This is a genomic window from Streptococcus azizii (assembly GCF_001984715.1).
Classification (GTDB): Bacteria; Bacillota; Bacilli; order Lactobacillales; family Streptococcaceae; genus Streptococcus; species Streptococcus azizii.
Genome location: NZ_MSPR01000004.1, coordinates 1 through 25743 on the forward strand (window position 1 = coordinate 1; position 25743 = coordinate 25743).

20 protein-coding genes are annotated in these 25743 nt (G+C 43.4%); 9 read left to right on the forward strand and 11 right to left on the reverse strand.

All coding sequences use genetic code 11. The features are described from left to right. Nucleotides 1-177 precede the first annotated feature (177 nt). Entirely contained in the window at nt 178-2448 is a 2271-nt protein-coding gene (locus BVE84_RS03080; RefSeq protein WP_076995629.1) for a Xaa-Pro dipeptidyl-peptidase, read from the reverse strand. A 93-nt stretch (nt 2449-2541) separates the two neighbouring features. Between BVE84_RS03080 and gla the strand changes: the two genes are divergently transcribed. From gla to BVE84_RS03095, 3 genes are all read left to right on the forward strand, one after another. Further along, the gene (gene gla / locus BVE84_RS03085; RefSeq protein ID WP_076995630.1) at nt 2542-3393 is read left to right on the forward strand and encodes an aquaglyceroporin Gla; all 852 of its coding nucleotides are present in this window, start codon (nt 2542-2544) and stop codon (nt 3391-3393) included. 138 nt (nt 3394-3531) lie between these two features. Continuing rightward, nucleotides 3532-4260: a CppA family protein gene (locus tag BVE84_RS03090; protein ID WP_228062184.1), complete on the forward strand. Its 729-nt coding sequence runs from the start codon at nt 3532-3534 to the stop codon at nt 4258-4260. Beyond that, nucleotides 4257-5198 (forward strand): serine hydrolase domain-containing protein, encoded by a 942-nt coding sequence (locus BVE84_RS03095; protein ID WP_076995632.1) that lies wholly within the window; start codon nt 4257-4259, stop codon nt 5196-5198. Before BVE84_RS03090 ends, BVE84_RS03095 begins: the two co-directional genes overlap by 4 nt. Before the next feature lie 253 nt (nt 5199-5451). Here the strand turns inward: BVE84_RS03095 and pflB are convergent, their stop codons facing one another. After that, nucleotides 5452-7794 carry a formate C-acetyltransferase gene (pflB, locus tag BVE84_RS03100; protein WP_076995633.1) on the reverse strand — a complete coding sequence of 781 codons (2343 nt, stop codon included), beginning with the start codon at nt 7792-7794 and terminating at the stop codon, nt 5452-5454. A 210-nt stretch (nt 7795-8004) separates the two neighbouring features. Here pflB and dinB point away from each other — a divergent pair, with 210 nt between their 5' ends. Both dinB and BVE84_RS03110 read left to right on the forward strand, forming a co-directional pair. Next, on the forward strand, nt 8005-9072 hold the full coding sequence (gene dinB / locus BVE84_RS03105; RefSeq protein ID WP_076995634.1) for a DNA polymerase IV: 1068 nt from the start codon (nt 8005-8007) through the stop codon (nt 9070-9072). 437 nt (nt 9073-9509) lie between these two features. Next, entirely contained in the window at nt 9510-10430 is a 921-nt protein-coding gene (locus BVE84_RS03110; RefSeq protein ID WP_076995635.1) for a 1-phosphofructokinase family hexose kinase, read from the forward strand. A gap of 326 nt (nt 10431-10756) precedes the next feature. On the opposite strand, the gene BVE84_RS03115 is transcribed toward BVE84_RS03110, so the two are convergent. From BVE84_RS03115 to BVE84_RS03155, 9 genes are all read right to left on the reverse strand, one after another. After that, entirely contained in the window at nt 10757-11833 is a 1077-nt protein-coding gene (locus tag BVE84_RS03115) for a DUF4097 family beta strand repeat-containing protein (RefSeq protein WP_076995636.1), read from the reverse strand. Next, entirely contained in the window at nt 11830-12417 is a 588-nt protein-coding gene (locus tag BVE84_RS03120) for a DUF1700 domain-containing protein (protein ID WP_076995637.1), read from the reverse strand. Before BVE84_RS03120 ends, BVE84_RS03115 begins: the two co-directional genes overlap by 4 nt. Further along, a complete protein-coding gene (locus tag BVE84_RS03125) occupies nt 12404-12730 on the reverse strand; it encodes a PadR family transcriptional regulator (protein ID WP_076995638.1) in 327 nt (108 codons plus the stop codon). The genes BVE84_RS03120 and BVE84_RS03125 overlap by 14 nt, the downstream gene beginning before the upstream one ends. 1288 nt (nt 12731-14018) lie before the next feature. Then, the gene (recD2, locus tag BVE84_RS03130) at nt 14019-16406 is read right to left on the reverse strand and encodes an SF1B family DNA helicase RecD2 (protein WP_076995639.1); all 2388 of its coding nucleotides are present in this window, start codon (nt 16404-16406) and stop codon (nt 14019-14021) included. Nucleotides 16407-17083: 677 nt separating this feature from the next. Further along, on the reverse strand, nt 17084-17677 hold the full coding sequence (gene lepB / locus BVE84_RS03135; RefSeq protein ID WP_076995640.1) for a signal peptidase I: 594 nt from the start codon (nt 17675-17677) through the stop codon (nt 17084-17086). A 10-nt stretch (nt 17678-17687) separates the two neighbouring features. Beyond that, the gene (gene rnhC / locus BVE84_RS03140; RefSeq protein ID WP_076995641.1) at nt 17688-18587 is read right to left on the reverse strand and encodes a ribonuclease HIII; all 900 of its coding nucleotides are present in this window, start codon (nt 18585-18587) and stop codon (nt 17688-17690) included. A 742-nt stretch (nt 18588-19329) separates the two neighbouring features. Beyond that, nucleotides 19330-20073, reverse strand: coding sequence for a CPBP family intramembrane glutamic endopeptidase (locus tag BVE84_RS03145; RefSeq protein WP_076995642.1), 744 nt, complete (start codon nt 20071-20073; stop codon nt 19330-19332). A gap of 9 nt (nt 20074-20082) precedes the next feature. After that, complete coding sequence (locus BVE84_RS03150) at nt 20083-20967, reverse strand: RluA family pseudouridine synthase (RefSeq protein WP_076995643.1); 885 nt, start codon at nt 20965-20967, stop codon at nt 20083-20085. A gap of 4 nt (nt 20968-20971) precedes the next feature. Beyond that, nucleotides 20972-21940, reverse strand: a complete 969-nt coding sequence (locus BVE84_RS03155; protein WP_076995644.1) for an NAD(P)/FAD-dependent oxidoreductase — start codon at nt 21938-21940, stop codon at nt 20972-20974. A gap of 366 nt (nt 21941-22306) precedes the next feature. Between BVE84_RS03155 and pbp2a the strand changes: the two genes are divergently transcribed. The 4 genes from pbp2a to nusG all read left to right on the forward strand — a co-directional run bounded on the left by pbp2a (nt 22307) and on the right by nusG (nt 25503). Beyond that, entirely contained in the window at nt 22307-24490 is a 2184-nt protein-coding gene (gene pbp2a / locus BVE84_RS03160; protein ID WP_076995645.1) for a penicillin-binding protein PBP2A, read from the forward strand. A gap of 48 nt (nt 24491-24538) precedes the next feature. Beyond that, complete coding sequence (rpmG, locus tag BVE84_RS03165; RefSeq protein ID WP_076995646.1) at nt 24539-24691, forward strand: 50S ribosomal protein L33; 153 nt, start codon at nt 24539-24541, stop codon at nt 24689-24691. Between the two features lie 9 nt (nt 24692-24700). Continuing rightward, nucleotides 24701-24877: a preprotein translocase subunit SecE gene (gene secE, locus BVE84_RS03170; protein WP_076995647.1), complete on the forward strand. Its 177-nt coding sequence runs from the start codon at nt 24701-24703 to the stop codon at nt 24875-24877. 86 nt (nt 24878-24963) lie between these two features. Next, entirely contained in the window at nt 24964-25503 is a 540-nt protein-coding gene (gene nusG, locus BVE84_RS03175) for a transcription termination/antitermination protein NusG (protein WP_075104967.1), read from the forward strand. Nucleotides 25504-25743 lie beyond the last annotated feature (240 nt).

The window sequence follows — 25743 nt, forward strand, 5'->3', positions numbered from 1 at the left end:
TACATTTTCATGCCTTTCTAGTTGTTTTGTGGTTATTATAATTATAAAGCATGAAATGGAAAACGAGCAACTCCTAATTGGAATTGCTCGTTTTTTTATTGTGAGAAGCTAGTTTTTGCCCAGCCTCTAGCTATTCAGCTGAACGATATAGCACGTCATGTGTTAAAGGTTATTGGTTTATTCATGCGGTATAGTCACTGTCGAGTGCTTCAAATCTACTTCGATTTGCCAGTTGCTATTATCGCGAATGGTGCATTCAAAGTCTGTTGTATACAGAACGATGCGGAGGGTGTTTTCTTTGTTCAACTTGTAAATTGTCGGTTGTAATTCCCATTCAATATCCATCCATTCATTGATGGGAACGGCTTCAACTGTTAAGAGATTGGTGCGATTTTGTAGATTGAGGTAGCCTTTTGTAATGACACGGTGAGGACTTTCGACAAATGGGAGTTCCATCAGATTTTCTGTAGCGTAAAAGCGACCGTTGTCAATACTCGCTCGAGCTTTCATGCTAGGAAGTGGGGCGAGGCGCTTGGTGCAACCTACATCTAAAATCTGTGCAGATAAGAGTCCTTTTCCCAGGCTTGATTTGACACGGAGATTGAGGCGTATTCGCCCATTTACGTGCAAGTCTTTTGTGAGAGGGAGATCAATCGTAATCTGCTGGGCCTTGTCCTCAAAGAGGTCTTTTAGAAAACGTGGATAAGATTGACCATATTGAGAGAAGGTTTCTTCTGGGTATTGATTTTGAATGGTACAGCTATCATTTCCCAGAGAAAATAGCTGCTTTTTGGAAGCGCCAAACTGCTCCAGTTCTATCCAAGATTGTTCTCGGCTATTATCTTGCCAGATGATGTGAGGGAGTTGATAGTGGTTGTCTTGCCCCAACAATTTTTGAGTCAGTAAGGCATTCATTGACTCTCTAAAGTCAATGGACTGCCAGTTGTTCATGTATACATGGGCACCATTGTGGAAGAAGAGGTGTTTGCGGACTCCTTTTGGCAAGGCGTGGAACATGTTCCAGACATGGATTGGCTTGACATTCCAGTCCTGTGATCCGTGAGTAAACACGACTTCACACTTCACCTTGTCGGCATGCAGAAGATAGTTGCGATTATGCCAGTAGGAATTGTAGTCACCAGATGTGCGATCGAGTGCCTGTCTCTCTGCCTCAAGTGCTGCCTGGTATTGCATTTTGTTCCGTAGGAAATCACCTGCCTGTAGGCTTTTCGAGTAGGTCAAGGCGGTCAGACTATCCAAGTCCTCACCGGGATAGCCTCCGGGGCTTGTTACCAGCCCGTTTTCCCGATAATAGTCATACCAAGAAGAAATGCCAGCCTCAGCAATAATGACCTCTAGCCCTTCCACACCTGTTGTAGCCAGAGCATTTGACATGGTTCCTAGATAGGAAAGACCCGTTGTGGCTACCTTGCCGTTTGCCCAATCAGCCAGTACGATGAGCGAACGAGTATGGTCTGTATAGGCTCTTGCGCGACCGTTGAGCCAATCAATCACAGCCTTAAAGCTATATACTTGCTGGTAATCTCCTGAGGTCATCATGCCTGTCGATCCAAGAGTCCCTACTCCTGAGACATGAATGCTAGCAAAACCGCGGGCTAAGAAATAATCATTGAGCGAGTAGGAACCGATATGACCTACTTTTTCAGTTGCTTTGCTACTAGGGAGTGGGCGCCTATCAGTAGCCAGGGTCTGGACAGTTGCTTGTTCTACTGTAATCTTTTGGACTTCTTTAATAGCTAGCTCCCCTTCCATTTTATGGAGAGCCTTGTCGCTGGCTGCTTCATTGACGCCTTGATGGTAAGGGCTATTGGTGATAATGGCAGGAATCCGCCCTCTAAAGTCAGGGCGTAAGATCGAAATTTTCACCAAGTCTGTCTGACCAGAGTGGCTTGTGTCAACGGGTGTTTCGACATAGACCACCTCTCGGATCAGTCTATTGCTTGAAAAGGTAGCAAGAGCCTTTCCATTGAAAAAATGATGGGTTTGGTCTTCTGCTATCAAACCGTCGCTGACCAGTTGATCGATTAAGGTATTACCAGACTTAGTACGCGTTGCTAGGAGCTGGTAGAGATTTTCAATCAGATGATGGTAGGTTATCGGAAAGTGGCTGTCTGAGACAAAGGCCATGACATCTGTATAGTCTACTCCCGGTACAAATCCGAGTAGCTGGAAAGCTACCTGATAGAATGTTGCTGCTGATACTTCGCTCTCTGATTGAAAAAAGCTCAACAAGTCGGTATCCCAGTCGGCGATGAGATTGGAGAGGACCAGGTCAGTATTGGCTGTTAAAAAGAAAACCTTTCGGACAAATCGTTCTAAGTTTTCCTTGTCGCTCGCCTCGGTCTGAAGTGGAAAACCCAAGTCTGTCAGTTCCTCTAGCATGGTGTCTAGAGGTGTTTGGATATAAGAAAATTGATTAAAACGCATACATTCTCCTAAAAATAATAAAATAGTCTTTACATTACCTATTATAGCTGATATACTAGTCTTTGTCTAAAAATTATTGGAGGATATGAAAAAATGGATGTAGCAGTACATATTAAGTACATTACAGAATTTCTTGCCACAGCCCTACTTGTGATTTTGGGTAATGGTACAGTGGCTAATGTTGACTTGAAAGGCACTAAGGGGAACAACTCAGGTTGGATCTTGATTGCTATCGGTTATGGTTTGGCAGTCATGATGCCAGCTTTGATGTTTGGAAATGTTTCTGGAAATCACATTAACCCAGCTTTTACCCTTGGTTTAGCAGTATCAGGTTACTTTGATTGGGCAATGGTCCCAGGTTATATCGCAGCACAAATGCTCGGTGCGATTGCTGGTCAGGCAGTAGTGGTGGGTATTTATCGTCCATACTTTGTGAAAACAGAAAATCCAAATCATATTTTGGGGTCATTCTCAACAATTTCAGCCCTTGATGATGGTACAGTAGCAAGCCGTAAGGCATCTTGGATTAACGGGTTCTTAAACGAGTTTTTCGGTTCATTTGTCCTATTCTTCGGTGCAATGGCGATTACTAAACATTACTTTGGTGCAGAAGTGCTTGATTTCGTTGCAAAACAAGGGGCTGACCTATCTGATTCAGCCGTTAAACTTCAGGTGAGCAATTTCTTAAACCCAGGTTTAAATGTCGCTCACTTAGCACTTGGTTTCTTGGTCATGGCTCTTGTTGCAGCAGTGGGTGGACCAACTGGACCTGCCCTCAATCCTGCTCGTGATTTGGGACCGCGTATCTTGCACCAATTACTACCACAATCTGTTCTGGGTCAAGCGAAGGCTGATTCAAAATGGTGGTATGCATGGGTACCAGTAGTTGCTCCAATTATAGCTGGTATCAGTGCTGTAGCATTGTATAAACTTATCTATGGATAAGAGTAAAAGGGGTTCTTTGAGGAGCCTCTTTTGCATACTCGGTAAAAAGATTTTATGCTAGACCTACAGTCAATTATTTGTAAATTTTACTGTTTTCCATTACAATAGAGAAGTATTGAAATAAGGGAAATGGATAGAATGAACGTAAAAAAGATAATTCCAATTATTCGGATCAATAATCGAGGAGTCAATCAGCGATTTTTGGAGGGGAATCTTGGGTTTAAGACCTATTTGGAAGATGCGGCCTTTGTAGAATTTGGAGATGGAAGAAGCTCAGAGACCAAGTTGGTCTTGGTGGAGTCACCTAGCATGCGGACCCGTGCTGTCAAAGGTGTGAAAAAGCTCCACAAAATCATCATTCGAGTGGATAATCCTGTCGAAATTGAAGCCCTGTTGGCACGTGGTGCAGTATTCACCAAACTGTATAAGGGTGCAAATGGCTATGCCTTTGAAAGTGTCTCGCCAGAAAACGATTGCTTTTTACTTCATGCAGAGGAAGAGGTATCACAACTTGTGGAAATTTTGCCACCAGTAGCTTTTCATACTCTTGAAGGGTTTGAGAAACTGACCGCTTTTTCTGTTGAGAAAATAATCATCAATACGCCACAGGCTGAAAAAAGTCGTCATTTTTATGAGCAAATATTGCCAGGACAGCAGTTGCTAGCCTTTCGTGAGGTGCTAGGAGAAGATTTACTTGCTGCTAACGATTCTACATGGGATTTGGATAGTTTGCGTATTCCTGTTCCGGCAGATATGAACTGGTCGATGTTAGAAGAACAGTTACAAGCTCCCTTCTTTAAGGACAGGAAAGAGCGCTTTTTACAGACAGTTGATGTGAACAATATGGAATTGTGGTTTGAAAAATGAAGGCAGTCTTAGAAAAAGTGCATCAGCAAATGGCTGAAAGATTGTACCAAGGAGCGAGTCTAGCCCTCTATCACCATGGTAAGTGGGAGGAGCATTATTTAGGCTACAGTGAAGAAAAACGAGCTACACAAGCGGGACTATCCTACGATTTGGCATCTGTTTCAAAGGTTGTCGGAGTAGGCACAGTCCTGATTTTTTTACTAGAAGAAGGGAAGATTCAGCTGGATCAGCCCTTAAAGGCTTATTATCCTAGATTCCATGATGACAGTGTCACTATCCGCCAGCTAGTCACTCATACAACAGGTATTGATCCTTATATTCCCAATCGGGATAGCTTGGACTTTAATGGGCTTAAAGAAGCCATTGAAGCGATTCGTGTAACAGCGGATAAGACCTTTCGCTACACAGATATTAACCTGATTTTACTTGGTTTTCTGATGGAAGAGATGCTGGGGCAGCCCCTAGACCTTATTTTACGGGATCGTCTTTTCCTGCCTTGGGGGATGACAGAAACGCAATTTGGACCAGTCAAGATGGCTGTTCCAACTGTCAGGGGGGAGCAGGCAGGAGTTGTTCATGATCCCAAGGCCAAGGTATTGGGAGTGCATTGTGGCTCGGCAGGCTTGTTTTCAACTCTGGCAGACTTGAAAGGTTTTCTTCACCATTACCTAGAAGGAGACTTTGCCAGCAAGTTGCTTGAAAATATCAGTCCCTCAAAACCACGCTCAGTTGTCTGGAATCTTGAAGCTGGTGGCTGGCTAGATCATACTGGTTATACAGGTCCATTTCTTTTGGTGAATCCCGTGCGACAGCTAGCAGCGGTTTTTCTCACCAATCGTACCTATTATGAGGATAATCGTCCCTTGTGGATTGAAAAGCGTAAAGAACTCTATCAGGTTATCGTGACCGCTCTGGAGGAAACCATTGATATTCCTTAATGAACCTCTAGAGCAACTCCTAGACCAAATAGGAAACGGGACGAAGTTAACGGAGAATTTGCCAATACCAACTCCTGTTTCTAGGTTCGGGCTTCTGCCGTTATTTCTTGTTTTGGGTGAGCAGCTGAAATAGTCCCCCGAACAGTATCACTCCTCTAGATTATTGTACTCCCTACCTTTTTTTGCTTCTTGACTGTTAAAGAGCATAAGCAAGAATAAAAGTAGTTCTGAACAATCAGAACTACTTTTTGTTTTAGTTACCTGCAATTTCTGCGGCATGGTCATCCATTGAAAGCACTTCGTGGAAGACACGTTGTGTCAATTCAGTTTTTTGTTCTTTAGTGAGGTATTTGGTGTTGACACAGTAACCTGAAATCCGCACGATGACATCTTCGCCATTCATAATCTTGTCGTAGACGTCTTGAAGATCCATAACGTTCAAGTTGACGTGTTGTCCACCATTTTCAAAGTAACCATCAAGGATTGTTACCAAGTTGTTTACTTGCTCATCAAAGGTCTTGCCGAGCGCTTTCGGTGATACTTGAGTTGTCAATGAAATTCCGTCATTAGCGTGTTTGAAGTTTAGCTTAGACAACGAGTTCAAGTTTTGCAACCAGCCACCGCGAGATTTAGATGTTGGGTTTGCTCCTGGTGGGAAGAATTCCACTTTAGAAGTGTTGACAGAGCCATCTTCATTGAGGAATACTCCACGGTGAACAGGAGAGTTTGCTGTCTGTTTAGAGTAAGCAACGTTAGAAGTAATTGTCAAGATGGAAACGGTAGCTTCTGCATTCTTATACAATTTATGTTTGTTCAAGCGAGAGAAGAATGCTTCCATGAGCCATTTTGCAATGTCGTCTACACGGTCATCATCTTCACCATAACGTGGGAAGTCTCCAGTCACTTCGTAGTCGTAGATGAAGCCATCTTCGTCACGGATTGGTTTTACTTGTGCGTATTTAATCGCAGAAAGTGAGTCAACGGTGTTGGCAAATCCACAGATACCGAATCCCATGTTTGCACGAAGGAAGGTTGGCAAGAAGGCCATTTGGACAGCTTCGTAGTTGTATTTGTCTGTCATGTAGTGGATGATGTTCATCGCATCTACATAGGTATCAGTCAACCAATCGAGGGCTTTTTCAAAGTTTGCCACGACTTCATCGAATTCAAATACTTCAGAGGTGTTTGGCTCTACGCAATCAAATACCTTGTAGTCTTTATGGACATCGTCATACCCATTGTTCCAGCTTGAAAGAAGGGCTTTAAGGACGTTTACACGAGCACCAAAGTATTGGATATTGTGGCGTTTGTCTTCACTTTCAGGGTCAAGCGGAGATACACAGCAAGAGATACAGCTCATTTCTCCGTATCCATCTTTCGCCATTGTTGTCACACCTTCGTATTGGATAGAAGAGTGTTTGTGGCTCATTGCCATACAGTAGCGACGGAATGAATATGGAAGTTGTTCAGACCAAAGAACGGTCAAGTTTGGCTCTGGAGAGTTACCGATGTTGTCAAGTGTGTTCAAGAAGCGGTAATCCATCTTTGTAACACGGTGACGTCCGTCGTTCCCCATACCTGCCATAGAAGTTGTAAGGAAGGTTGGATCTCCTGAGTAGATTTCGTCAAATGCTTTTGTACGAGCAAACTTAACAGTACGAAGTTTCAAGACGAAGTCATCTACGAATTCTTGGATTTCTGATTCAGTGAATGTACCACGAGCTAAGTCGCGTTCTGCATAAATGTCAAGAACGATTGGCACACGTCCAAGTGAAGTTGCAGCACCGTTAATCACACGGCAGACAGCCATGAAAGCGATGTTTGTCCATTGGATAGCTTCTTTTGTATTCAAGGCAGGACGACGAACATCTACACCGTAGTGGTCACCTAAACGAACAACTTGTTGCAACGCTTGGTATTGCAAGTTGATTTCTTCGCGAAGACGGATGGACTCTTCATCAATTTCACGGATAGAATTCCAGTCAGCAACCTTTTCTTCCATTAAGTAGTCTGCTCCGTAAAGGGCAAGACGAGCGTACATACCGATGATACGTCCACGTGAGTAAGCATCTGGAAGACCAGAAACATGGTGAGAGTGACGAGCACGACGAATATCAGATGTATAAGCACGGAAGATACCGTCATTTACAGTTGTAGCATGCTTTGTGTAAATTTCATGGAGAAGCGGATCAGGAGTATAGCCGTTTTCAATCAATGTTGTCTCAGCCATACGGATACCACCACGTGGCATGAAGTTTAATTTAAACAATTCATCATTTTGGATACCGAAGATGACTTCGTTTTCTTTGTCGATGAAACCAGCTGGGATGTCAGCAATTGAAGTTGCACGATCAACGTCCATTGGGAAACGAGTGTCTTCGTACCCTGCTTTTGTTTCTTCGATGATTTTCTTGATATGAAGAGAGCGTTCTGTTGGGCCTGCAAGGAAACTTTCGTCTCCATCGTATGGCGTATAGTTAGCTTGAACAAAGCGAGTTACGCTAGCTTTTTCTTGCCAATCATCACCTTTGAAGCCTTCCCAAGCCTGAGCGAAAATGTCTTCAGTTACATTTTTTGTTTTAACCTTTGTTGACATGAGGGTTCTCCTTTTATATTTAGACGCAATGCATCCTTATGCTTCTCATTATACCACTTGCAACCACTTTATACAAGGGAGAAATACTTGAAAATCAAATGAAAAAACTTGCAATGAGTTTACAATTTTTCATCTATTTTCACATCCTATGGCGATTTTTGGCATAAATGGAAAAGTTAAGCTATACTAGAGATAAGAGGAGGTCAAACGATGCTGATTTTTCCTTTAATCAACGACACATCAAGAAAAATCATTCACATGGACATGGATGCCTTTTTTGCAGCTATTGAAATGCGAGACAATCCAAGTTTGAAAGGAAAACCTGTCATTATTGGGCAGGATCCACGCTTGTCTGGTGGACGTGGGGTTGTATCGACCTGTAATTATGAGGCGCGGGCTTTTGGTGTGCATTCTGCTATGAGTAGCAAGGAGGCCTATGAGCGTTGTCCCCAGGCTATCTTTATCTCAGGAAACTATGAAAAATACCAAGCGGTGGGACAGCAGGTTAGGGAGATTTTTCATCGCTACACGGATGTGGTAGAACCGATGAGCATCGATGAGGCCTATCTTGATGTAACGAAGAATAAAAAAGGATTGACTTCTGCTGTCAAGATTGCAAAGCTCATTCAGCATGATATTTGGAATGAACTGCACCTGACAGCCTCTGCAGGTGTATCTTATAATAAATTTTTGGCCAAGATTGCTTCAGATATGGAAAAGCCTCATGGTCTAACAGTGATTTTACCCGATGAAGCCATTGCTATCTTGTCAACATTGCCTGTGGAGCAATTTTATGGGGTCGGTAAGAAGACGGTCGAAAAACTGCATGAAATGGGAGTCTATGTAGGAGCAGATTTATTGGAGATTCCAGAAATGACCCTAATTGATACGTTTGGTCGTTTTGGCTATGATTTGTACCGAAAGGCTCGTGGGATTTCTAATTCACCCGTCAAGGTCAACCGTGTCCGCAAGTCCATCGGCAAGGAGCGTACCTATCGCAAACTCCTCTATCTAGAAGAAGATGCCAAGAAAGAGCTTGCTGATTTAGCCAAGCGGGTCGCTAAGAGTTTACAAGGTCACGACAAAAAAGGGCGAACCATCGTCCTTAAAATCCGTTATGCTGATTTCACCACTTTGACCAAGCGGGTGAGTATGGCTGAAGCCACAGATCAAGCCCCGATTATCCAACAGCGAGTTGAAGAAATTTTAGAGCAGGTTGTGGACTGGGATAAGGGGATCCGCTTATTGGGGGTGACAGTGACGAATTGGGGTGGATAGTAAGGGGAAAGCCCCTGTTTTCTGATTCCATTTGTTTGAAAGGAGCAGGCTAGAAAGCTCCAGTGGAGGTGGTCAATTACATAAGATGTGAGGACGTTAAAAGGTCTAAGTGAAAATAGGAATTCTGACGCAGAGGGGTGCTGAGAGTTTGCTAAGGCAAACTTCTATTTCCCGCCTTCAAAGGTATACTATACCTTTGAAGCTAGGAAGAATTGTCTTTTTCACACAGACCTTAGTCCGAACTCAGTTACAATTCCCCGAGGCTCTTGACCCAATATCCCCTTGATTTTTGAAGAGTATACAGCAGTGTGTAAGCGATACTGCTACCTGCCAAGGTGCATTTGATACATTAAAATGAGAATATGTGCAAATAAATATATACAAAGAATAAAAAAGGTGGTACAATAAAAGAAAACACCCAAGGAGGATTTTATACCATGATCCATTTAGTTTGTCCCAATCCCGCTTTAGATCGAACACTACTGGTTAATCGGATTGAGAAAAATATTCCCCTTCGACCAAGCGAAGTGAGGGAATACCCTGGCGGAAAAAGTTTTAATGTTGCCTATGCCCTCAAGGAAAATGGTGAGTCTGACTATGTCATTCATACTATTTTGGGAGGCCGTATAGGACAGTATATTCAAGACCTAAATGCAGATAAAGGCAATGCCTTGCAAGTTGTGGAAAACCAGCAAAACACTCGCACTTGTAATATTTACGTAGAGACGGAGACGAGTGATGTCACCCTGTTTTACGAAAAGGGCTTGGACCTGACGGAAAGTCTACTTGCGCAGTTTACCAACCAACTGGAAGGCAGTCTGTCAGATGGGGATTGGCTGGTCTTTTCTGGTAGTCTAATGAAAGGGATGCCGGATGACTATATCAAGCAGTTGATCGATCGTCACCCCAATGTGCATACTATTGTAGATACGAGTGGGGCAGCTTTACGTGCAGCCTATCAATCCCGTCCGAGTTTGGTCAAGATCAACAATGAAGAACTGAAAGATATTTATTCAGAACTGGACGAGGATAGCCCCGAGCAGATACTAGCGATTTTAAAAGAGAAAACACCCCATGAAAATATGATTGTGACCATGGGTGCTAAGGGGAGTTTGGCTAAAATTGGTCAGCGTTTCTTCCGTATTGCCCCTCTGCGGGTCGAAGCACTTAACCCGATTGCTTCAGGCGATTTCTACTTGGGTGTCTTGGTCAAGGGCTTGAGCCGACAGGAAGCACCTGAAATCTATCTCCGTGAGGCGGCAGCATTTTCTGCGGCAAATTGCTTGCAATATTTTCCAGAGGTTGACAAGGTTCAATATCAAGAGTTACTAGAAAAAGTGATTGTTGAAGAATTGTAACGAAAAGGAGCAGATGATGGGCTGATTGTTCATCTATCTGTACCATAAAATTGTCGTCTGGTACGTTGGCGAATCTTGAGGTCCCATTCAGCGAGACGCTTGAGGGCTTGGCAAAGAGCCTGTCTAGTATTTCTGAAAATACTAAAAATCAGTAGTCCAAAGTGGGCTACTGATTTTTAAAGAGTAGAAGTAGATTGTCTGGCAAGTAATGCCCGCTTCCTAGACAAGCCGCCTTCTAATTTTCACTGAGATGTCCGTTCTCTAGAGACTGCTACTGGTGAGTCCAATACTAACCATCGTGAGGAGGGCGGTTCAATCGTTACGTATCAGTCCGTAGATGTTCCTAAGCTAATTTTTCCATTGATTGTTTTGATAATGAGCTTGTTGGGGGCATCTGTTGGACGATGAATCAGTTTGGCACCGTCTGTTGTTTCGTCCACTGTAAGGTCTTTATAGCCACTCCCCAATCGGATTCCCATTTGCTCTAACTGTTCTTTTTGGAATTCTTTCTTTCTCTCTTCTCCATCTGTTTCGGAGTCATTGGAGTAGTTAGGATAGTAAGTATCGCTTAGCTTTTCCCAGTCATAGGTGGCAGTCGCTTCAAGCTGGGTATCTTTTTTGGATTTATCGGACAGTTCTACATTGATTTCTGAATGGTATAAGTTGGTCGTCTCTAGGCTCGTGGTTCCGAGAATGCTTGTGTTCAACAAATTCAAGCTACTAGCTTGTTTTATCGTAACATTTTCAAGCGTACTGGTGTGGTAGAATTGTGATGCAGAAGGGGACTCAATCACCATATTTTTTAGGTGAGAGTTGCGAATGGAGATAGAATTGCTGTTAAGGGCAGTCAATTTTCCGCCTTCCAGCTTGACCCTGTCACCATCAATGTAGCCAGACCAGTCGAGGTTTTTGATGTGTACGCTGTTTAAAGATAGCGAATCTCCGTAGTTCCAACCCGATAAGCCAGATACATTTTCAAGAACGGTTCCTTTCGGAACGAGGATTGTCAAGGCTTTTAGTTCATGGTTATCCTGCATATTGACTGCCAATTCTTGACCAAGGAACTGCATGATTCCTTGCGTATGGAATTTGGGGTCTTTTCCTTTAATGGTCAATGTATGATTGTCTTGTTGAACCACAAGAGAACGGTAGCGGAAGTTATCAAAATTGGCATAGCGGATATGGAATTTGTCATCAGGTGATTCATCAATCAGCACGGCTCTTGCTTGAGCATCCATTTTGATTTCTCGAATACCTTGATAGGTTTCTTCTGTTAAATGAGGGGTAGCAATGGTTTTGAGATCTTCAATACCACCCATGAAATAGCCGATGCCGCAGAGAATCAAACCAAAAATTAAGGCGACAAAGCCTGTCAGTAAGGTAAGGGTAACTTTCTTTTTCATGCTGTTTTACCTCGCTTAAGAATCCATTGAAAGAGGGTCTTGACAAAACGGCCAGACCAGTAGGCAAAGAATCCAGTCACCACATAGAGGATGGCTGCTCCACCAATGAGGCCGATTCCTGTACCAAATCCCATGAGAAAGGCAGGGAGGGATTGACCAATGAGACTAAAGGCTTCCCAGATAAAATAACCGCCCGTCACGATGAGGCCTAGTCCAAGGACAAAGGCAAGGAGGATAAGCCCTGCCACACCGGAGATGATGAGAAGTAAGGCCCCGATGAGACACAGTAATAGCGGAACAGCGATAGGGAGAGATAAGAGGGCAAGTCCAGCGAGCCAGATGGTCTTGGTCTGGCTTTTGCGTTCAGCGGTCATTTCTTCTTCTATGTGGCGGTCAAGGATATTATTGATGATGTCGCTAGCAGCTTCTTTTGGAGAGCCTAGCTCCTCGATTAGCGCAGCTTCTCCTTCGGGACCAGCATCATCAAAATATTCGTTAAAATAATTGACGGCTGCCTGATACTCTTTGTGAGGCAGCTTTTTCAGATGTTTTTCTAACTGCTCCATATATTCAATTCTTGTCATGACGGATGCTCCCTTCTATGATACCGTTAATCGTCGTTGTGTAGATGTCCCAATCTTCTTTTAATTTGATTAGTTGCTCATGTCCTAATTGGGTCAAGCCGTAATATTTTCGAGTACGTCCTTGGTATTCTCGAGAATAGGTTGCCAAATAGTCGTTTTGTTCCATTTTCTTTAAAATGGGATAAAGGGCAGACTCCTTAATATTGGCAATCAGCTTAATCGTTTGACTAATCTCGTAACCGTAGGAATCAGTAGACTCTAAAATCGCGAGAATGAGAAACTCCGTCAGTACAGCAGGTACGGGAAAATACATCTCAGGCCCTCCTTTGCTAAGCGCTATACTTTGAATATAGCATGTAATTTAGTATATGTTAAAATTTATTATATATTAAATATACACCTATTAGTTGAAAATGTCAATGCTAATCGGTGAATATGTGGACAAATTTAAGAATCTGTATTCACAGTGCAACACTTCATCTCAGGCTAGTGTTTAAGCTATAGTCATCCTTCGTTTTTTTCAAACTATAGTCAGTATTTCCTCAAAAAATGAGAAAGAGGGAGGTTAGTGGTTGTCGGAGTCATCTGTCCCAATTCCCTATTTTGCAGTCGCTTTTTCCACGCCCTTTGTATCTTGTGGAATTGAGTTCAGCCTAAAACCTCGGAAAAAAGATAGGCTTTCTTGTGTTCATCGAACACTGCGGCAGCCTCCTATTTTTCATTCGGTTTTTTGACGGCTTCACATCTTAATTGAACACGCCCTAAACTCTGTGCGAAAAAGATAGGCAGCTGTTTCAGCTTTAGCTGATTACAGATGAGAATCCCTTTGGGATAAATACTCCTAGCTTCAAAGGTATGGTATACCTTTGAAGGCGGGAAATAGGAGTTGCTTTGGTAGCCTATCCGCTACCCTTATGAAATAGGCCGAAAACCTCCACTGGAGCTTTTCGATCGTCAAATTTCCTATTTTCGCTTTGAGTGTTTCACGTGCTTTGTATCTTATGTAACTGAGTTCGGACTAAAAATGTGAGAAAAAAGATAGCAATAGTCAGGGAAGTGACTATTGCTACCTGAGCCTAAAAATTAGATAGCGAGGTTAGTGGTTATCAGACTCACCTACTCCGATTCCCTATTTTTCTTTACATTTTCTTAACGTCCTCACATCTTAATTGAACACGGGCTAAAAGCTCGGAAAAAAGATAGGCAGCTGTTTCGGCTTTAGCCGATTACAGCTGAGAATCCCTTTAGTGGATAGGCAGCTGTTTCGGCTTTAGTCAATGACAGCTGTGGCTACCTTTAGGTATAAACTAAACATGACTATACTCTAGCAAAACCGCCAGAAACAGGCTGTTTCTGGCGGTCGAAGATGGTGAGATCGAATTTCAAACTATAGATATATTAGCTTACAGGGGTGTATTGTCCATACCAGTTCAAGCTACCAAGGGCGTATGAAAAGCGAACGAAAAAGAGTATAAGGTAGTATTTGATAGATACTTAGTGAACCTTACTCTCTCGTTTTTAGGTTCTAGCTTCTGTGGTCACGTCCTTGTTTCTGGGTGACCAGTTACACCAGTTCACCGATAGGGAAATAGATGCTATTTTCAGCTCAATCCTTGTGGTCTATTCTTGAAAAATAGAAGAATATCTTCTTCTTTGATACCAATCATGGGATCGATCGTTAGGAGATTCTCTTTAGTGAGAATGTGAATCTCGGTTGTCTGTTCATCTGGATGAGTGTGTGATGTAGTGCCAAGGTCTAGTTCTCGTTCGTTTTCCTTCGTCTCAAAGCGCTCCTTGAGATAGGTTTTGCGGAGTGTGCCTGCGTTTTTGACGGCATAATCAAAGGCGCTGTAATCTCCCAAGAGAATGAGCTTGCTCTTTGAACGGGTGATGGCTGTGTAAATCAGATTTCGCTGGAGCATGCGGTAGCTAGTCCGTGTAATAGGTAGAATCACCACCTGAAACTCACTTCCCTGTGATTTGTGAATGGACATGGCATAGGCTAGGGTGATTTTATACCATTCGTTGCGAGGGTAGATGACCTCACTGCCGTCAAAGTTAATCGTGAGTTCATCTTGCTTAGAATCGGTATATTTAGCAGGCAGGAGGTCTGTGATGTAGCCTAAATCTCCGTTAAAGACATTGGCTTCAGTATCATTGACTAAGTGGATGACACGGTCGCCCTGACGGAAATGAGTCTCATTTTGAAGAAATTCTAATTGCCCTTCCTCAAGCGGATTGAGGAGAGCTTGAGTGGTGATATTAAGCTGGTCAATACCGGCTTGCCCTCGATACATGGGGGCAAGGATTTGGACTTCTTGAGCTTTAATTCCAGACTGAATGGCGGCACTGACAATGCGATCGACCAGTGCAGGAATCTGTTCATTTTGGGCTTCAAAATAGGAACGGTCGGCCTTTTTCTCTCGGAAATCATGGGGTAATTGTCCTTGGCGGATATGGTTGGCCAAGGTGACAATCGTTGAATCGTCAGACTGGCGAAAAACTTTTTCCAAGCTAATGCTTGGGATAGCAGAGATCTGTAGCAGGTCTGCGAGGACTTGACCGGGGCTGACAGAAGGAAGCTGATAGGCATCGCCCACGATAAGAACCTGAGTCGTTGATGAAATGTGCTGGAAGAGCTGGTTGGCTAGCCAGGTATCCACCATGGAAAACTCATCGATGATGATAAATTCAGCATCTAGATACTCATCGCGATGGCTTTCTTCCGAGCCTTCTGTTAGGCCCAGATGTCGGTGAATAGTGGCGCTCGCAAGCCCCGTCAATTCATTCATTCGCCTAGCAGCTCGACCTGTTGGTGCTGCTAGTAAAATGGGACAATCTCCTGTCGCCTTGGTCAGATTGATTCCATGGAGCATCGCATAGATTGAAATGATGCCATTGATGACGGTTGTTTTCCCAGTTCCAGGCCCACCTGTTAGGATAAAGAGAGGATTGTTGATGGCTTGGTGAATGGCCTGTTTTTGAATGATGTCGTATTGGAAGCCAGAGAGTTCTTCAACCTCCTTAATAGCTGCATCAATCTTCTCCGCCGTAAAGGTGTGGGTTTCCTGCTTGTCTAATAAGCGTTTGATTTGCTGGTGGATTCCGTGTTCTGCAAAAAAGAGGGAATTATCAAAAATTTTGGTATCCACTTGCTGAACCTTCCCCTCTTGGATCAATCCGGTCAGCTCTTGTGCAACAAGAGCGGGATCAAGTTCAATCTTGCGAGCAGTTTCAAGAACTTCTAAGCTATGCTCTAATAAATTGCGGGCTTCGACATAGGTGTCGCCTGTCTCCATGGATTGGTGAATCAGACTATAGAGCATGGCCGCTCGGAAACGTTGCGGAGCATCGTTTGCAATTCCTAGGTTCTCGGCTATCTTATCAGCAATGGTAAAACCTAGCCCTTGAATATCTTCTACCAGTTGATAAGGGTTTTCTACAATGACATCGAGGGTCTTTTCCTTGTATTTTTCATGAATTTGAAAGGCGAGTTTATTTGGAATCCCGTATTCAGCCAGTTTTGTCAGAGTGACTTCTGTTCCGTAGTTGAAGCGCAATTTTTCGATAAAAGACTGGCGGTGTTTAGCGGAGAGTCCCCTAATTTGGGTTAGTTTTTCAGGCTCGGCAAGAATGTGATCAATGGGATTTTCTCCATAGAGTTCAACGATTTTTTCAGCTGTCTTACGACCGATACCCTTGAATTGATCGCTGGAAAAATACTTTACTAGGCCAGCAGAAGTCGGTTTGCTACGCCCGTAGCGCGTGATTTGCAGCTGTGGACCATACTTTGGATGGGTGACCAAGTGGCCATAAAATTGGTAGTCCTCCCCTTCTATCACATCAGCAATGGTTCCAGTTACGATGATTTCATAGTCATCATAGTCACTGTCAGTTTCGTCGATTTCAAGTAGCAGAATCTTGTAAAAATTGGACGGATTTTCAAAGATGATCCGATCGATGGTTCCTATAAAATAAACTTCACTCATATCAGCTCCTCATTCTATAAGCACTTGAAACATCACAGGCTAATGGCTCCCCAGTTACATTAAGATGTGAAGCCGTCAAAAAACCGAATGAAAAATAGGGAATTGGGACAGGTGACTCCGACAACCACTAACCTCGCTCTTTCGTTTTCAAGCTCGGGTAGCAATAGTCACTCCCCTGACTATTGCTAGATCCCAAAGGGATTCTCATCTGTAATCAGTTAAAGCCAAAACAGCTGCCTATCTATTTTCCGAGCTTTTAGTCCGTGTTCAATTAGTAAGATACAAAGCCAGTAAAAAACTCAAAGCGAAAATAGGAAATCTGACGAAGAGTTGTTAGATTCTAGGAAGATTTGTCTTTTTCGCACAGAGTTTAGGGCGAGTTCAGTTAAGATGTGAAGCCGTCAAAAAACCGAATGAAAAATAGGAGGCTGCCGCAGTGTTCGATGAACACAAGAAAGCCTATCTTTTTTCCGAGGTTTTAGGCTGAACTCAATTACATAAGATGTGAGGACGTTAAGAAAATGTAAAGAAAAATAGGGAATCGGAGCAGGTGACTCAGGTCAGCAAGCCGATTCATCTTTTTTCTCACATTTTTAGTCCGAACTCAGTTACAGTTCACCGAGACTCTTAACAACCTATTCTTTTGATTTTTAAAGAGTATAAGCCTGTGATTTGGTTTAGAAGCCTTGAATACGATTAAATGGATAGAGACGGGAGATGATTTTTCCCTTGATAGCCGATTTTCTAAAACTTCCGACTCTTCGGCTGTCTAGGGATACCAGTCGGTCATCTCCTAGAAGATAGTATTGATCCTCAGGGATTTCGATGGTGAAGGTAGGATTTCCTTGTGCATCCAATGTGAAGGCAGCTGCCTCTTGAGCAATGGCTTGAAAGGCTTGGTTGTAAGAATAGGTAGCTTGGAGTTTGTCTTGAGCAAAGGCTGCCTTGTATTCCTCAAGGTAGTCTTCTTTTACTTCTTGGCCATTGATGTAGAGCGTATCGTTTTCATAGTGAATCGTGTCACCAGGAAGTCCAATCAAGCGTTTGACAATCTGTTTTTCTTTTCCGTTCTCGTCTGTTTCCGTTGCAACTACGATGTCAAACCGGTCGATGCTGCCAATTTTCAACATGACCAGCACATCCTTGTGACGGAGAGTGGGATCCATGGAATGCCCTTCAACGCTGACCAAGTTCCAGATAAATAATCTGGAGAGGAGAATGACGATGAGAATAAAGGAGAAAAGCCCCCATTCTTTCAAAAATTGTTTCATAAAGAACACCTCATTTACGATGTGATAAAAGTGCCTGTGCCTTTTGGGTATTGGCAAAGTGCAACTTGGCTGTCTTTTCTAGTCCTGCCATACCGTACTGGGCAAGGATGTCACGAGCGACTTGATCAGACTGTTTCCCAGCACCCGATGGTAGAGAGTGGCCGATTTGTTGGCCTAATTGGCTTAGATTTTCCAAAAACATAGCTCGGGCAATAATGGAGGAAACGGCAACCGCCAAGTACTTGCCCTCAGCTTTTTCCTCTAAGGTGATAGGATTCGAGAAGCGATTGGTTTCATTTGCTAAATAGCGGTTATAGTTTTTGCTACTTGTAAAAGCATCGATAACAATCTGTTGGGGGGCGAAACCTTTTTGCAAAAGCAAGAAAATCGCTTGGTTATGCAGAGCTACTTTGATGGATACTGCGTTATAGCCACGTTCGATGACCTCGTTATATTTTTGTGGGGCGAGTAGCAGCGCCTGATGTGGGATTTTTTCCTTTAGCAGGGGGGCTATGTGACAGATTTTTTGATCGGTCAACCGTTTGGAATCCTCAACACCCAGTGATGTGAGAAAGGCGTGGTCATCTGGAGTGACAAAGCTAGCCACGACAGCAAGCCCACCAAAATAGGAACCATTTCCGACCTCGTCTGTTCCAATCATAGGGACTTGCTGAGTTAGGCTTGGTTGTGCCTTTCTATTTTCTGATGGGGTTCCCCATTCTTGAGCATATTGCTGTGCATCTTTCCCTTGAAATAGGAGTTTTCCTGACTGATAGAGGGTGATACTCACATTGTCTATCTTGAAAAAGGCTTCTACATGGGGATTGTTATTGGGCAGTTGGTAAGCAAGATACTGTGCTTTTATCTGCTCCTTTTGTTTGTTATCTATAGTGATTACAAAGTTATTCATCTTCCTATTATACCACAAAGGAGATAAAGTGTGGAAGCAAGAGATTGGTCGAGATAGCAGCCTGCTCTACTCTTAGGAAGCTAACATCGGACATTACCCATTTGCCAGCTGTAAAGTATAGGTAGTGTTTTACAACCTGTGTACTAAGAAGATACGAGGGCGTTGAGAAAGCGACTGAAGAGGCTGAAAAAACAAACATCCTGAAGAGTATCAGGATGTTTGAGGAGATTTATGAAAAAGAAAAGTTTTTTAGGATGATTCAAGTATACTTCTAAAACCTTAATCTTGTCTTAAATAGCAGTTGCGGGTCTGCAAAAACCTTTTCGGACCCGCTCAAGATTCCCTTTGCCATACTTTACGATGGAACTTATACTCTTTAAAAATCAAAAGGATACGTCGTCACCTTGTCTCGGTGAGTGAAAAGCTCCAGTGGAGGTTTTCAGCCTGTTCCCTTAAAACAAGATGGAACAGAGTTCTACCTTCGCCTTCGTTTCCTAGTCTGCTTTTGATTTTTATTGAGTATTACTTCTGTAAGTCCAAGTAAGATGTGAGGACCTTAAAAATAAGATATAAGGGCGTTAGGAAAGCGACTGAAGAGGTTGAAAAAACAAACATCCTGAAGAGTATCAGGATGTTTGAGGAGATTTATGAAAAAGAAAAGTTTTTTAGGATGGTTCAAGTATACCTCTAAAACCTTAATCTTTTCTTAACCGAAAGATGAAATCGCACCTTTTTTATGAAATTAGATATTTTTGTCTAGTAACCGTTGAATTTGTTTGGGGCGAATGAGAATGAGGGCGATGATGATGACCGAGAGCCAGCTAAGAGCGGAAACCAATGTGGGTTGGGAAGTGGCGTTTATGCCGGCAGTGGCTAAAAAGGAAGCAAGGTCAATCATAAAATGGATAAAGATAGTCCACCACAGGCTGCGTGTACGAATGACAACTGCAGCAAAGTAGAGACCGATCGCCATAGCATAGTAGACTTGAAAGAGAGTGACATCGAGTGCTTGTGTACGTAAGTTTCCCAGATGAGCTAGTCCAAAGACTAGACTTGAGATGAGAGCGGCCTGTAGGACGTTCTTATAGGAGTGTAGTCCGTCTTTAAAGGCGATTTGTAGGAGAATGCCCCGACAGATGTACTCTTCAACAAAGCCAGCTCCTAGAGCCGTTACCAGAGCGATTGGTAAATAGTCTAGATGTTCCACAAGCCCAAAGATGAGCAGGGGAATGCAGATAAAAAACAGATAGACAAGATTGAGCCAGTTGACCCGTAGCTGCTCTCCGAGGCCAAAGCGGGCTTTTAGGGGCATCTTTAGAGCCAGAAAGCGATGCCCAGCTAGGTAGAAAATAAGAGCCAGTAATCCTGTCTTAATGACATAGTAGGTAGTTCCAGTGACAAAATAGGATAAAACATTCAAGCCCCAATTTGCTACCAGTAACAGTAGGCTATAGAGACAGATTTGGTGCAAGGCTTTTCTGGACATGTTTTCTCCTTATGAGTGTGCAGGGAGCGACCTTCTCTCCAGTTCTTTTTTGAAACTACTAGATGTTGCGTGGACCGAGATTGTCTCCAGAGTAAAAGGGTGGGTGAAAGTGAGTTTGTGGGCATGGAGCATGAGCCTGCTGGCAGGGACTGTGCTGTAGAGGGGGTCTCCGATAATGGCGTGTCCGTGATGAGCGAGGTGAACTCGAATTTGGTGTGTACGTCCTGTTTCTAGTTGGCATTGAACCAGACTTGTGTTGTTCAGGAGCTCTAGGCAGGTCACCTGGGTTTTAGCCACCTGCCCCTTCTGCGGGTCAACGACCCGTTTGCGTCTATCGTGGCGATGGCGTCCGATTTTATCTGTAAAGCTACGTGTTTTTTGAGGGAATGTTCCCTGACAGAGAGCCAAGTATTCGCGGGCAATCATCTTGTCCTCCAAGAGTCGATTCAGAATCGGTAGGACAAAGGGATTTTTAGCAAATAAGATGGCACCACTTGTTTCTTTATCCAGACGGTGAACGACGTAGCAAGTCTGTTGGAGATAGGCCGCTACATGATTGAGGAGGGCGATTTCGCTGGGATCGTTGCCATGGGTTTTGATACCTTCTGGCTTATTGACAACAATCAGGTGTTCATCCTCATACAGCACAGTAACCAGCCTGCTCTGCCCCCAGGGAATCGTTTTTTGAGGATAGTCCTCGTCGTCAAAGATGAGTTCTAATTGATCACCAGCTTGCATTGGACTTTGCCAGTTGATGAGGTGACCATTTACGCGGACATGCTTTTTAGTACGCAGGAAGTGGCGAATTTTTCGAGGAATCAGGAAATACTCTTCCAATCCTCTCTTGACGGTCATAGTAGGGAATTGCTCAGGAATAGTAATAGTATACTTCATAGGTTTATAAACTAGATGAGTGCCTTGGTTGCACCCTTTCACTTGGATTGATGAAATGCATGGCATTGTTGACGGCGGTTGGTGCTTCTCCTAGACCTGTCGCAATCAAGTCTACCTTTCCTTCGTAGAAACAGCAGTCACCTACTGCATAGATGCCAGCAATAGACGTTTCTTGCTTGCTATTGACGAGGATACGATTACGTTGGATATTGATCCCCCATTCTTTTAAGGAGCCAACGGAAGACTTGAACCCATAGTTGACAAAGAGCTGGTCAAAGGGAATCGTTAGTTCTTCGTCGCTTTTGACCTTTGCCAATTCAATGGCTGTCGCTCGTCCATTTTCTTCTTGAAGGGCTTTGGGAATGTAGGGTGTGTGTATGGTGACTTGTGAGGCCTTTAGGGCTTCAACGCTATGCTCCATGGCACGGAAGCTGTCCCTACGATGTACAATCTGAGTGCTTTTAGCTAGTCCATCAAAGGCGAGTGACCAGTCCACCGCAGAATCTCCCCCTCCCAAGATGACGACGTGTTGATCTGCATACTGCTGGATATTAGCCACATGATAATGAATGTTGTCAAATTCATCTGCTTGAGCAATTTCAAGCGGACGAGGTTTAAAAGCGCCGCCTCCCATAGCGATGATAATGGCCCTTGAAGTATGCTCTCCCTTTGATGTTGTAATGGTAAAGTGCTTGTCCTGAGAAATTCCTATCACCGTCTCATTGAGGCAAATAGTCGTTGTAAAAGGTTCGAGTTGGGCAAGGAGATTATCGGTCAACTCTTGGCCTGTTAAATGAGGAAAGGCTGGAATATCCAAAATAGTCTTTTCAGGATATAAAATGGCAGGCTGACCACCTAACTGAGGAAGGGAGTCAATTATCTTCACTTTAGCCTGACGCAAATGCGCATAAAAAGCGGTGAATAACCCTACAGGACCGCCCCCAATAATAGTAATATCATACAGTTCAGTCATTCAAATGCCTCTTTTCAATCAGAATAGTTCTATTCTACCATAATTTAGGCGCTATCGCTGAAATGAAAAAATTATGAAAATAGGTCATTGACAGCAGGTGGGTAGAAAAGGCAGTGTCGCATAACATGAGCAAGGTGCCACATCTGTAGACGAGTAATGCCTATACTCTTTCAACATCAAAAGGATACTTGGTCAAGGCATGAAATGAAGGACTCGCTTTCCTTGCTCGGAGCTTCTGATTGTTTAGGGTCAGTATTATCATTCTTGGCGGATGATTCCTTGGGGAGCCTCGCTGATAGGCTTTTATGGCCTGAATGCAGCAAAATGTAGTATAATGGTAGCACATCAATAGAAAGAGAAAGTACCATGGACGAATATGATTTGAGAGAAGATCAGGAATGGCTTGAAGACCGCCATCAGAGACGCCGCAGCCGACGGAAGGCTACAGAAAATGAACGAAAGCCCAAGAAGAAATCCCGCATTCCCGAGCCTATTCGCCGTTTCTGGAAAAGATACCAGCTGACGAAGATTGTGTTGATTTTCATGGGAGTGATTGTCTTAACGGTAGGGGGCTATCTCTTTTTCCTAGCCAAAACAGCTAATGTCGGTGATTTACAGGCTGCACTAAAAGCAACGACTGTCATTTATGATAAGGATGGAAATGAGGCGGGAGCCCTTTCTGGGCAAAAAGGAACCTATGTTGAGCTAGAAGCGATTAGCCCCAACTTGCAACAGGCTGTTATTGCGACAGAGGATCGCACTTTTTATAAAAATTCTGGCATCAACTATAAGCGAACCATTCTGGCTGTTCTGACCTTGGGTCGTTCAGGAGGAGGTTCAACGATTACCCAGCAGCTGGCAAAAAATGCCTTTTTGACGCAGGAACAGACCATTAGTCGGAAGGCCAGAGAATATTTTCTAGCCCTTGAAATCAATAAAAAATACAGCAAGGAAGAGATTTTGACTATGTATCTCAATAATGCTTATTTTGGAAATGGTGTTTGGGGAGTAGAAGATGCCAGTCAGAAATACTTTGGGACATCTGCTAGCCAGCTGACAGTTGAACAGGCAGCAGTGATTGCAGGAATGCTTAAAGGTCCTGAGATTTACAATCCTTACTACTCGATTGAATACGCGACCAATCGGAGAAATACAGTTCTTCAAGCGATGGTGGATGCAGGTTATCTTGACCAGGCAACAGCCGATGCGGATGCCCAGATTGATTTGGCTAGTCAATTAAACGATACTTATGGAGGTAGGCAGAGTAACTATAGTTATCCATCCTATTTTGATGCGGTGATGGCTGAAGCTATCGATCGCTATGGTTTAAAGGAAAGCGACATTATCAATAATGGCTACCGTATTTATACGGAGTTGGATCAAAATTCGCAAGCTAGTATGCAGTTGATTTACAATGATGAATCGCTCTTCCCAAACTCGGCCTACGATGGTTCCTATGCCCAGTCTGCAAGCGTTGCTCTAGATCCTAAAACAGGAGGGGTTCGTGCCCTTGTTGGACGTATCAATAGTTCGGAAGATGCAACCTTCCGTAGCTTTAATTTTGCCACTCAGTCTAAGCGTAGCCCAGGTTCTGCTATCAAGCCTCTAGTAGCCTACACACCTGCTATTGTAGCAGGCTGGTCTATCAATCAGGACTTGGACAATCATACCGAGACTTACGGGACCTATACACTCCACAACTTTGACTATTCAACTTCCGACACAGTTCCCATGTATCAAGCCCTAGCCATGTCCTACAACCTACCGGCAGTTTCGATTGTCAATACTCTTGGGATTGGCAAGGCCTTTGAATATGGTAAGAAATTTGGTCTCAATATGGACCAGGTAGAGCAGGTCTTGGGAGTGGCTATCGGAAGTGGTGTATCGACCAATCCTCTTGAAATGGCGCAAGCCTACGCTGCCTTTGCCAATGATGGAGTGATGAAAGACGGGCATTTAATCACGCGAATTGAGACGGCAAGTGGAAAGGTACTCGTCAAACGTCAGGAAGAAAGTAAGCGCGTGATGGACAAGTCGGTGGCTGATAAGATGACCTCTATGATGTTAGGGACCTTTACGAACGGAACGGGGACTAATGCAGATGTCTATGGTTATACCTTGGCTGGAAAAACAGGGACGACAGAGACAAGTTTCAATCCTGATCTGACCAATGACCAGTGGATTATCGGCTACACCCCGGATTTGGTCATCAGCCAGTGGGTTGGATTTGAAAGAACCGATGAGCAGCATTATATTGATGGTACAAATTCCTGGATGGCACCGAATGTCTTTCAAACAGTAGCGGCAGCCATCCTCCCCAATACGGCTGGGACGGAGTTTTCCGTAGAAAATGCCTATGTGCAAAATGGTATTGAAGTTCCTGCTCAGTCAGCACCGACACAGGGGACGAGGGATTATCAAGACCAAATGAAGGATATTAAGGAACGGGCTCAAAACTTGATTGATCAAACCAAACAGGAGATTATTGATGCCAAACTCCCAGAACGTGCTAAAACCCTCTGGGATCGATTCAAGAGTTGGTTTGAGTAGTTGCTAAATTCTAGTAAACATGATAAAATAGTGAAGATGGAGGGCTTTATGGCACTTAAAAAGGCAAGCCTAGCGTGTGCAGTTTGTGGATTGCGAAATTATTCAATTAAACTCTCAGGGAATCCCAAGCCGACACGATTGGAAGTAAATAAATATTGTAAACACTGTGGACGATATACAGTCCACAAAGAGACCAGATAGGAGTTTGTTGTGAAATTTTTAAGCGATACGGTACAGATTTTAAAAAAGACGACTTGGCCAACCAAGAAGCAAAGCTGGAGAGATTTTGTATCTGTTATTCAATACACAATCTTTTTCGTTGCGATTATTTATCTCTTTGACTTGATGTTGTCTAAAGGGCTCATCAGTCTCATCAATCTTTTCTAGAAAATACTTGCAAGACGAAAATCGCCGTGCTATAATGAAGAAAAGGGAAAGCCTTCGGGCTTTTTTATTATGAAAGGAAGAAGGCTATGCTAGATAGTTTTGATAAAGGTTGGTTTGTACTTCAAACTTACTCAGGCTATGAGAACAAAGTGAAAGAAAACCTACTGCAACGTGCCCATACCTACAATATGTTGGAAAATATCCTTCGTGTAGAAATTCCGACTCAGACAGTCCAAGTAGAGAAGAATGGTGAGGTCAAAGAAGTAGAGGAAAACCGCTTCCCAGGATATGTGTTGGTCGAAATGGTCATGACAGACGAGGCTTGGTTTGTTGTGCGGAATACTCCAAACGTTACAGGCTTTGTTGGCTCGCACGGGAATCGTTCAAAACCAACCCCGCTTTTGGAAGAAGAGATTCGCCAAATCTTAGTGTCGATGGGGCAAACTGTTCAAGAATTTGACATTGATGTCAAGGTTGGAGATACTGTTCGTATTATCGACGGTGCGTTTACAGACTATACTGGTAAAATTACTGAAATTGATAACAATAAGGTAAAAATGGTCATCTCCATGTTTGGAAATGATACGATTGCTGAGGTTAACCTAAGCCAGATTGCAGAATTGTAGTCTGGGCTAAAAAGAGAGGATTTGTCCTCTCTTTTTATGTCGATAAATCATTTGAACAGTAGCCCAGACGTTGTTGCTATGCAATAAAAATCAAAGAGCGGACAGAAAGCTAGTAGAAGGTGGGAAAGAGAAGGTGCGGGAACAATGACTATCTAGTGTACGGCAAGGTGATGTTTGAGCTGGTTTGAAGAGTGGGCTTGGATTGCTGGACCTCAGTTCTATTGACATCTGCATAACCTA

Bases quoted from the DNA above. Each gene is read 5' to 3' on its own strand.
- BVE84_RS03110 (WP_076995635.1), top strand. From the start codon at position 9,510: ATGATCCATTTAGTTTGTCCCAATCCCGCTTTAGATCGAACACTACTG.
- BVE84_RS03145 (WP_076995642.1), bottom strand. From the start codon at position 20,073: ATGTCCAGAAAAGCCTTGCACCAAATCTGTCTCTATAGCCTACTGTTA.
- lepB (WP_076995640.1), bottom strand. From the start codon at position 17,677: ATGAAACAATTTTTGAAAGAATGGGGGCTTTTCTCCTTTATTCTCATC.
- BVE84_RS03095 (WP_076995632.1), top strand. From the start codon at position 4,257: ATGAAGGCAGTCTTAGAAAAAGTGCATCAGCAAATGGCTGAAAGATTG.
- BVE84_RS03125 (WP_076995638.1), bottom strand. From the start codon at position 12,730: ATGTATTTTCCCGTACCTGCTGTACTGACGGAGTTTCTCATTCTCGCG.
- rnhC (WP_076995641.1), bottom strand. From the start codon at position 18,587: ATGAATAACTTTGTAATCACTATAGATAACAAACAAAAGGAGCAGATA.
- nusG (WP_075104967.1), top strand. From the start codon at position 24,964: ATGCTAGATAGTTTTGATAAAGGTTGGTTTGTACTTCAAACTTACTCA.
- gla (WP_076995630.1), top strand. From the start codon at position 2,542: ATGGATGTAGCAGTACATATTAAGTACATTACAGAATTTCTTGCCACA.
- BVE84_RS03155 (WP_076995644.1), bottom strand. From the start codon at position 21,940: ATGACTGAACTGTATGATATTACTATTATTGGGGGCGGTCCTGTAGGG.
- BVE84_RS03120 (WP_076995637.1), bottom strand. From the start codon at position 12,417: ATGACAAGAATTGAATATATGGAGCAGTTAGAAAAACATCTGAAAAAG.
- recD2 (WP_076995639.1), bottom strand. From the start codon at position 16,406: ATGAGTGAAGTTTATTTTATAGGAACCATCGATCGGATCATCTTTGAA.
- dinB (WP_076995634.1), top strand. From the start codon at position 8,005: ATGCTGATTTTTCCTTTAATCAACGACACATCAAGAAAAATCATTCAC.
- rpmG (WP_076995646.1), top strand. From the start codon at position 24,539: ATGGCACTTAAAAAGGCAAGCCTAGCGTGTGCAGTTTGTGGATTGCGA.
- BVE84_RS03115 (WP_076995636.1), bottom strand. From the start codon at position 11,833: ATGAAAAAGAAAGTTACCCTTACCTTACTGACAGGCTTTGTCGCCTTA.
- BVE84_RS03090 (WP_228062184.1), top strand. From the start codon at position 3,532: ATGAACGTAAAAAAGATAATTCCAATTATTCGGATCAATAATCGAGGA.
- pflB (WP_076995633.1), bottom strand. From the start codon at position 7,794: ATGTCAACAAAGGTTAAAACAAAAAATGTAACTGAAGACATTTTCGCT.
- BVE84_RS03150 (WP_076995643.1), bottom strand. From the start codon at position 20,967: ATGAAGTATACTATTACTATTCCTGAGCAATTCCCTACTATGACCGTC.
- BVE84_RS03080 (WP_076995629.1), bottom strand. From the start codon at position 2,448: ATGCGTTTTAATCAATTTTCTTATATCCAAACACCTCTAGACACCATG.
- pbp2a (WP_076995645.1), top strand. From the start codon at position 22,307: ATGGACGAATATGATTTGAGAGAAGATCAGGAATGGCTTGAAGACCGC.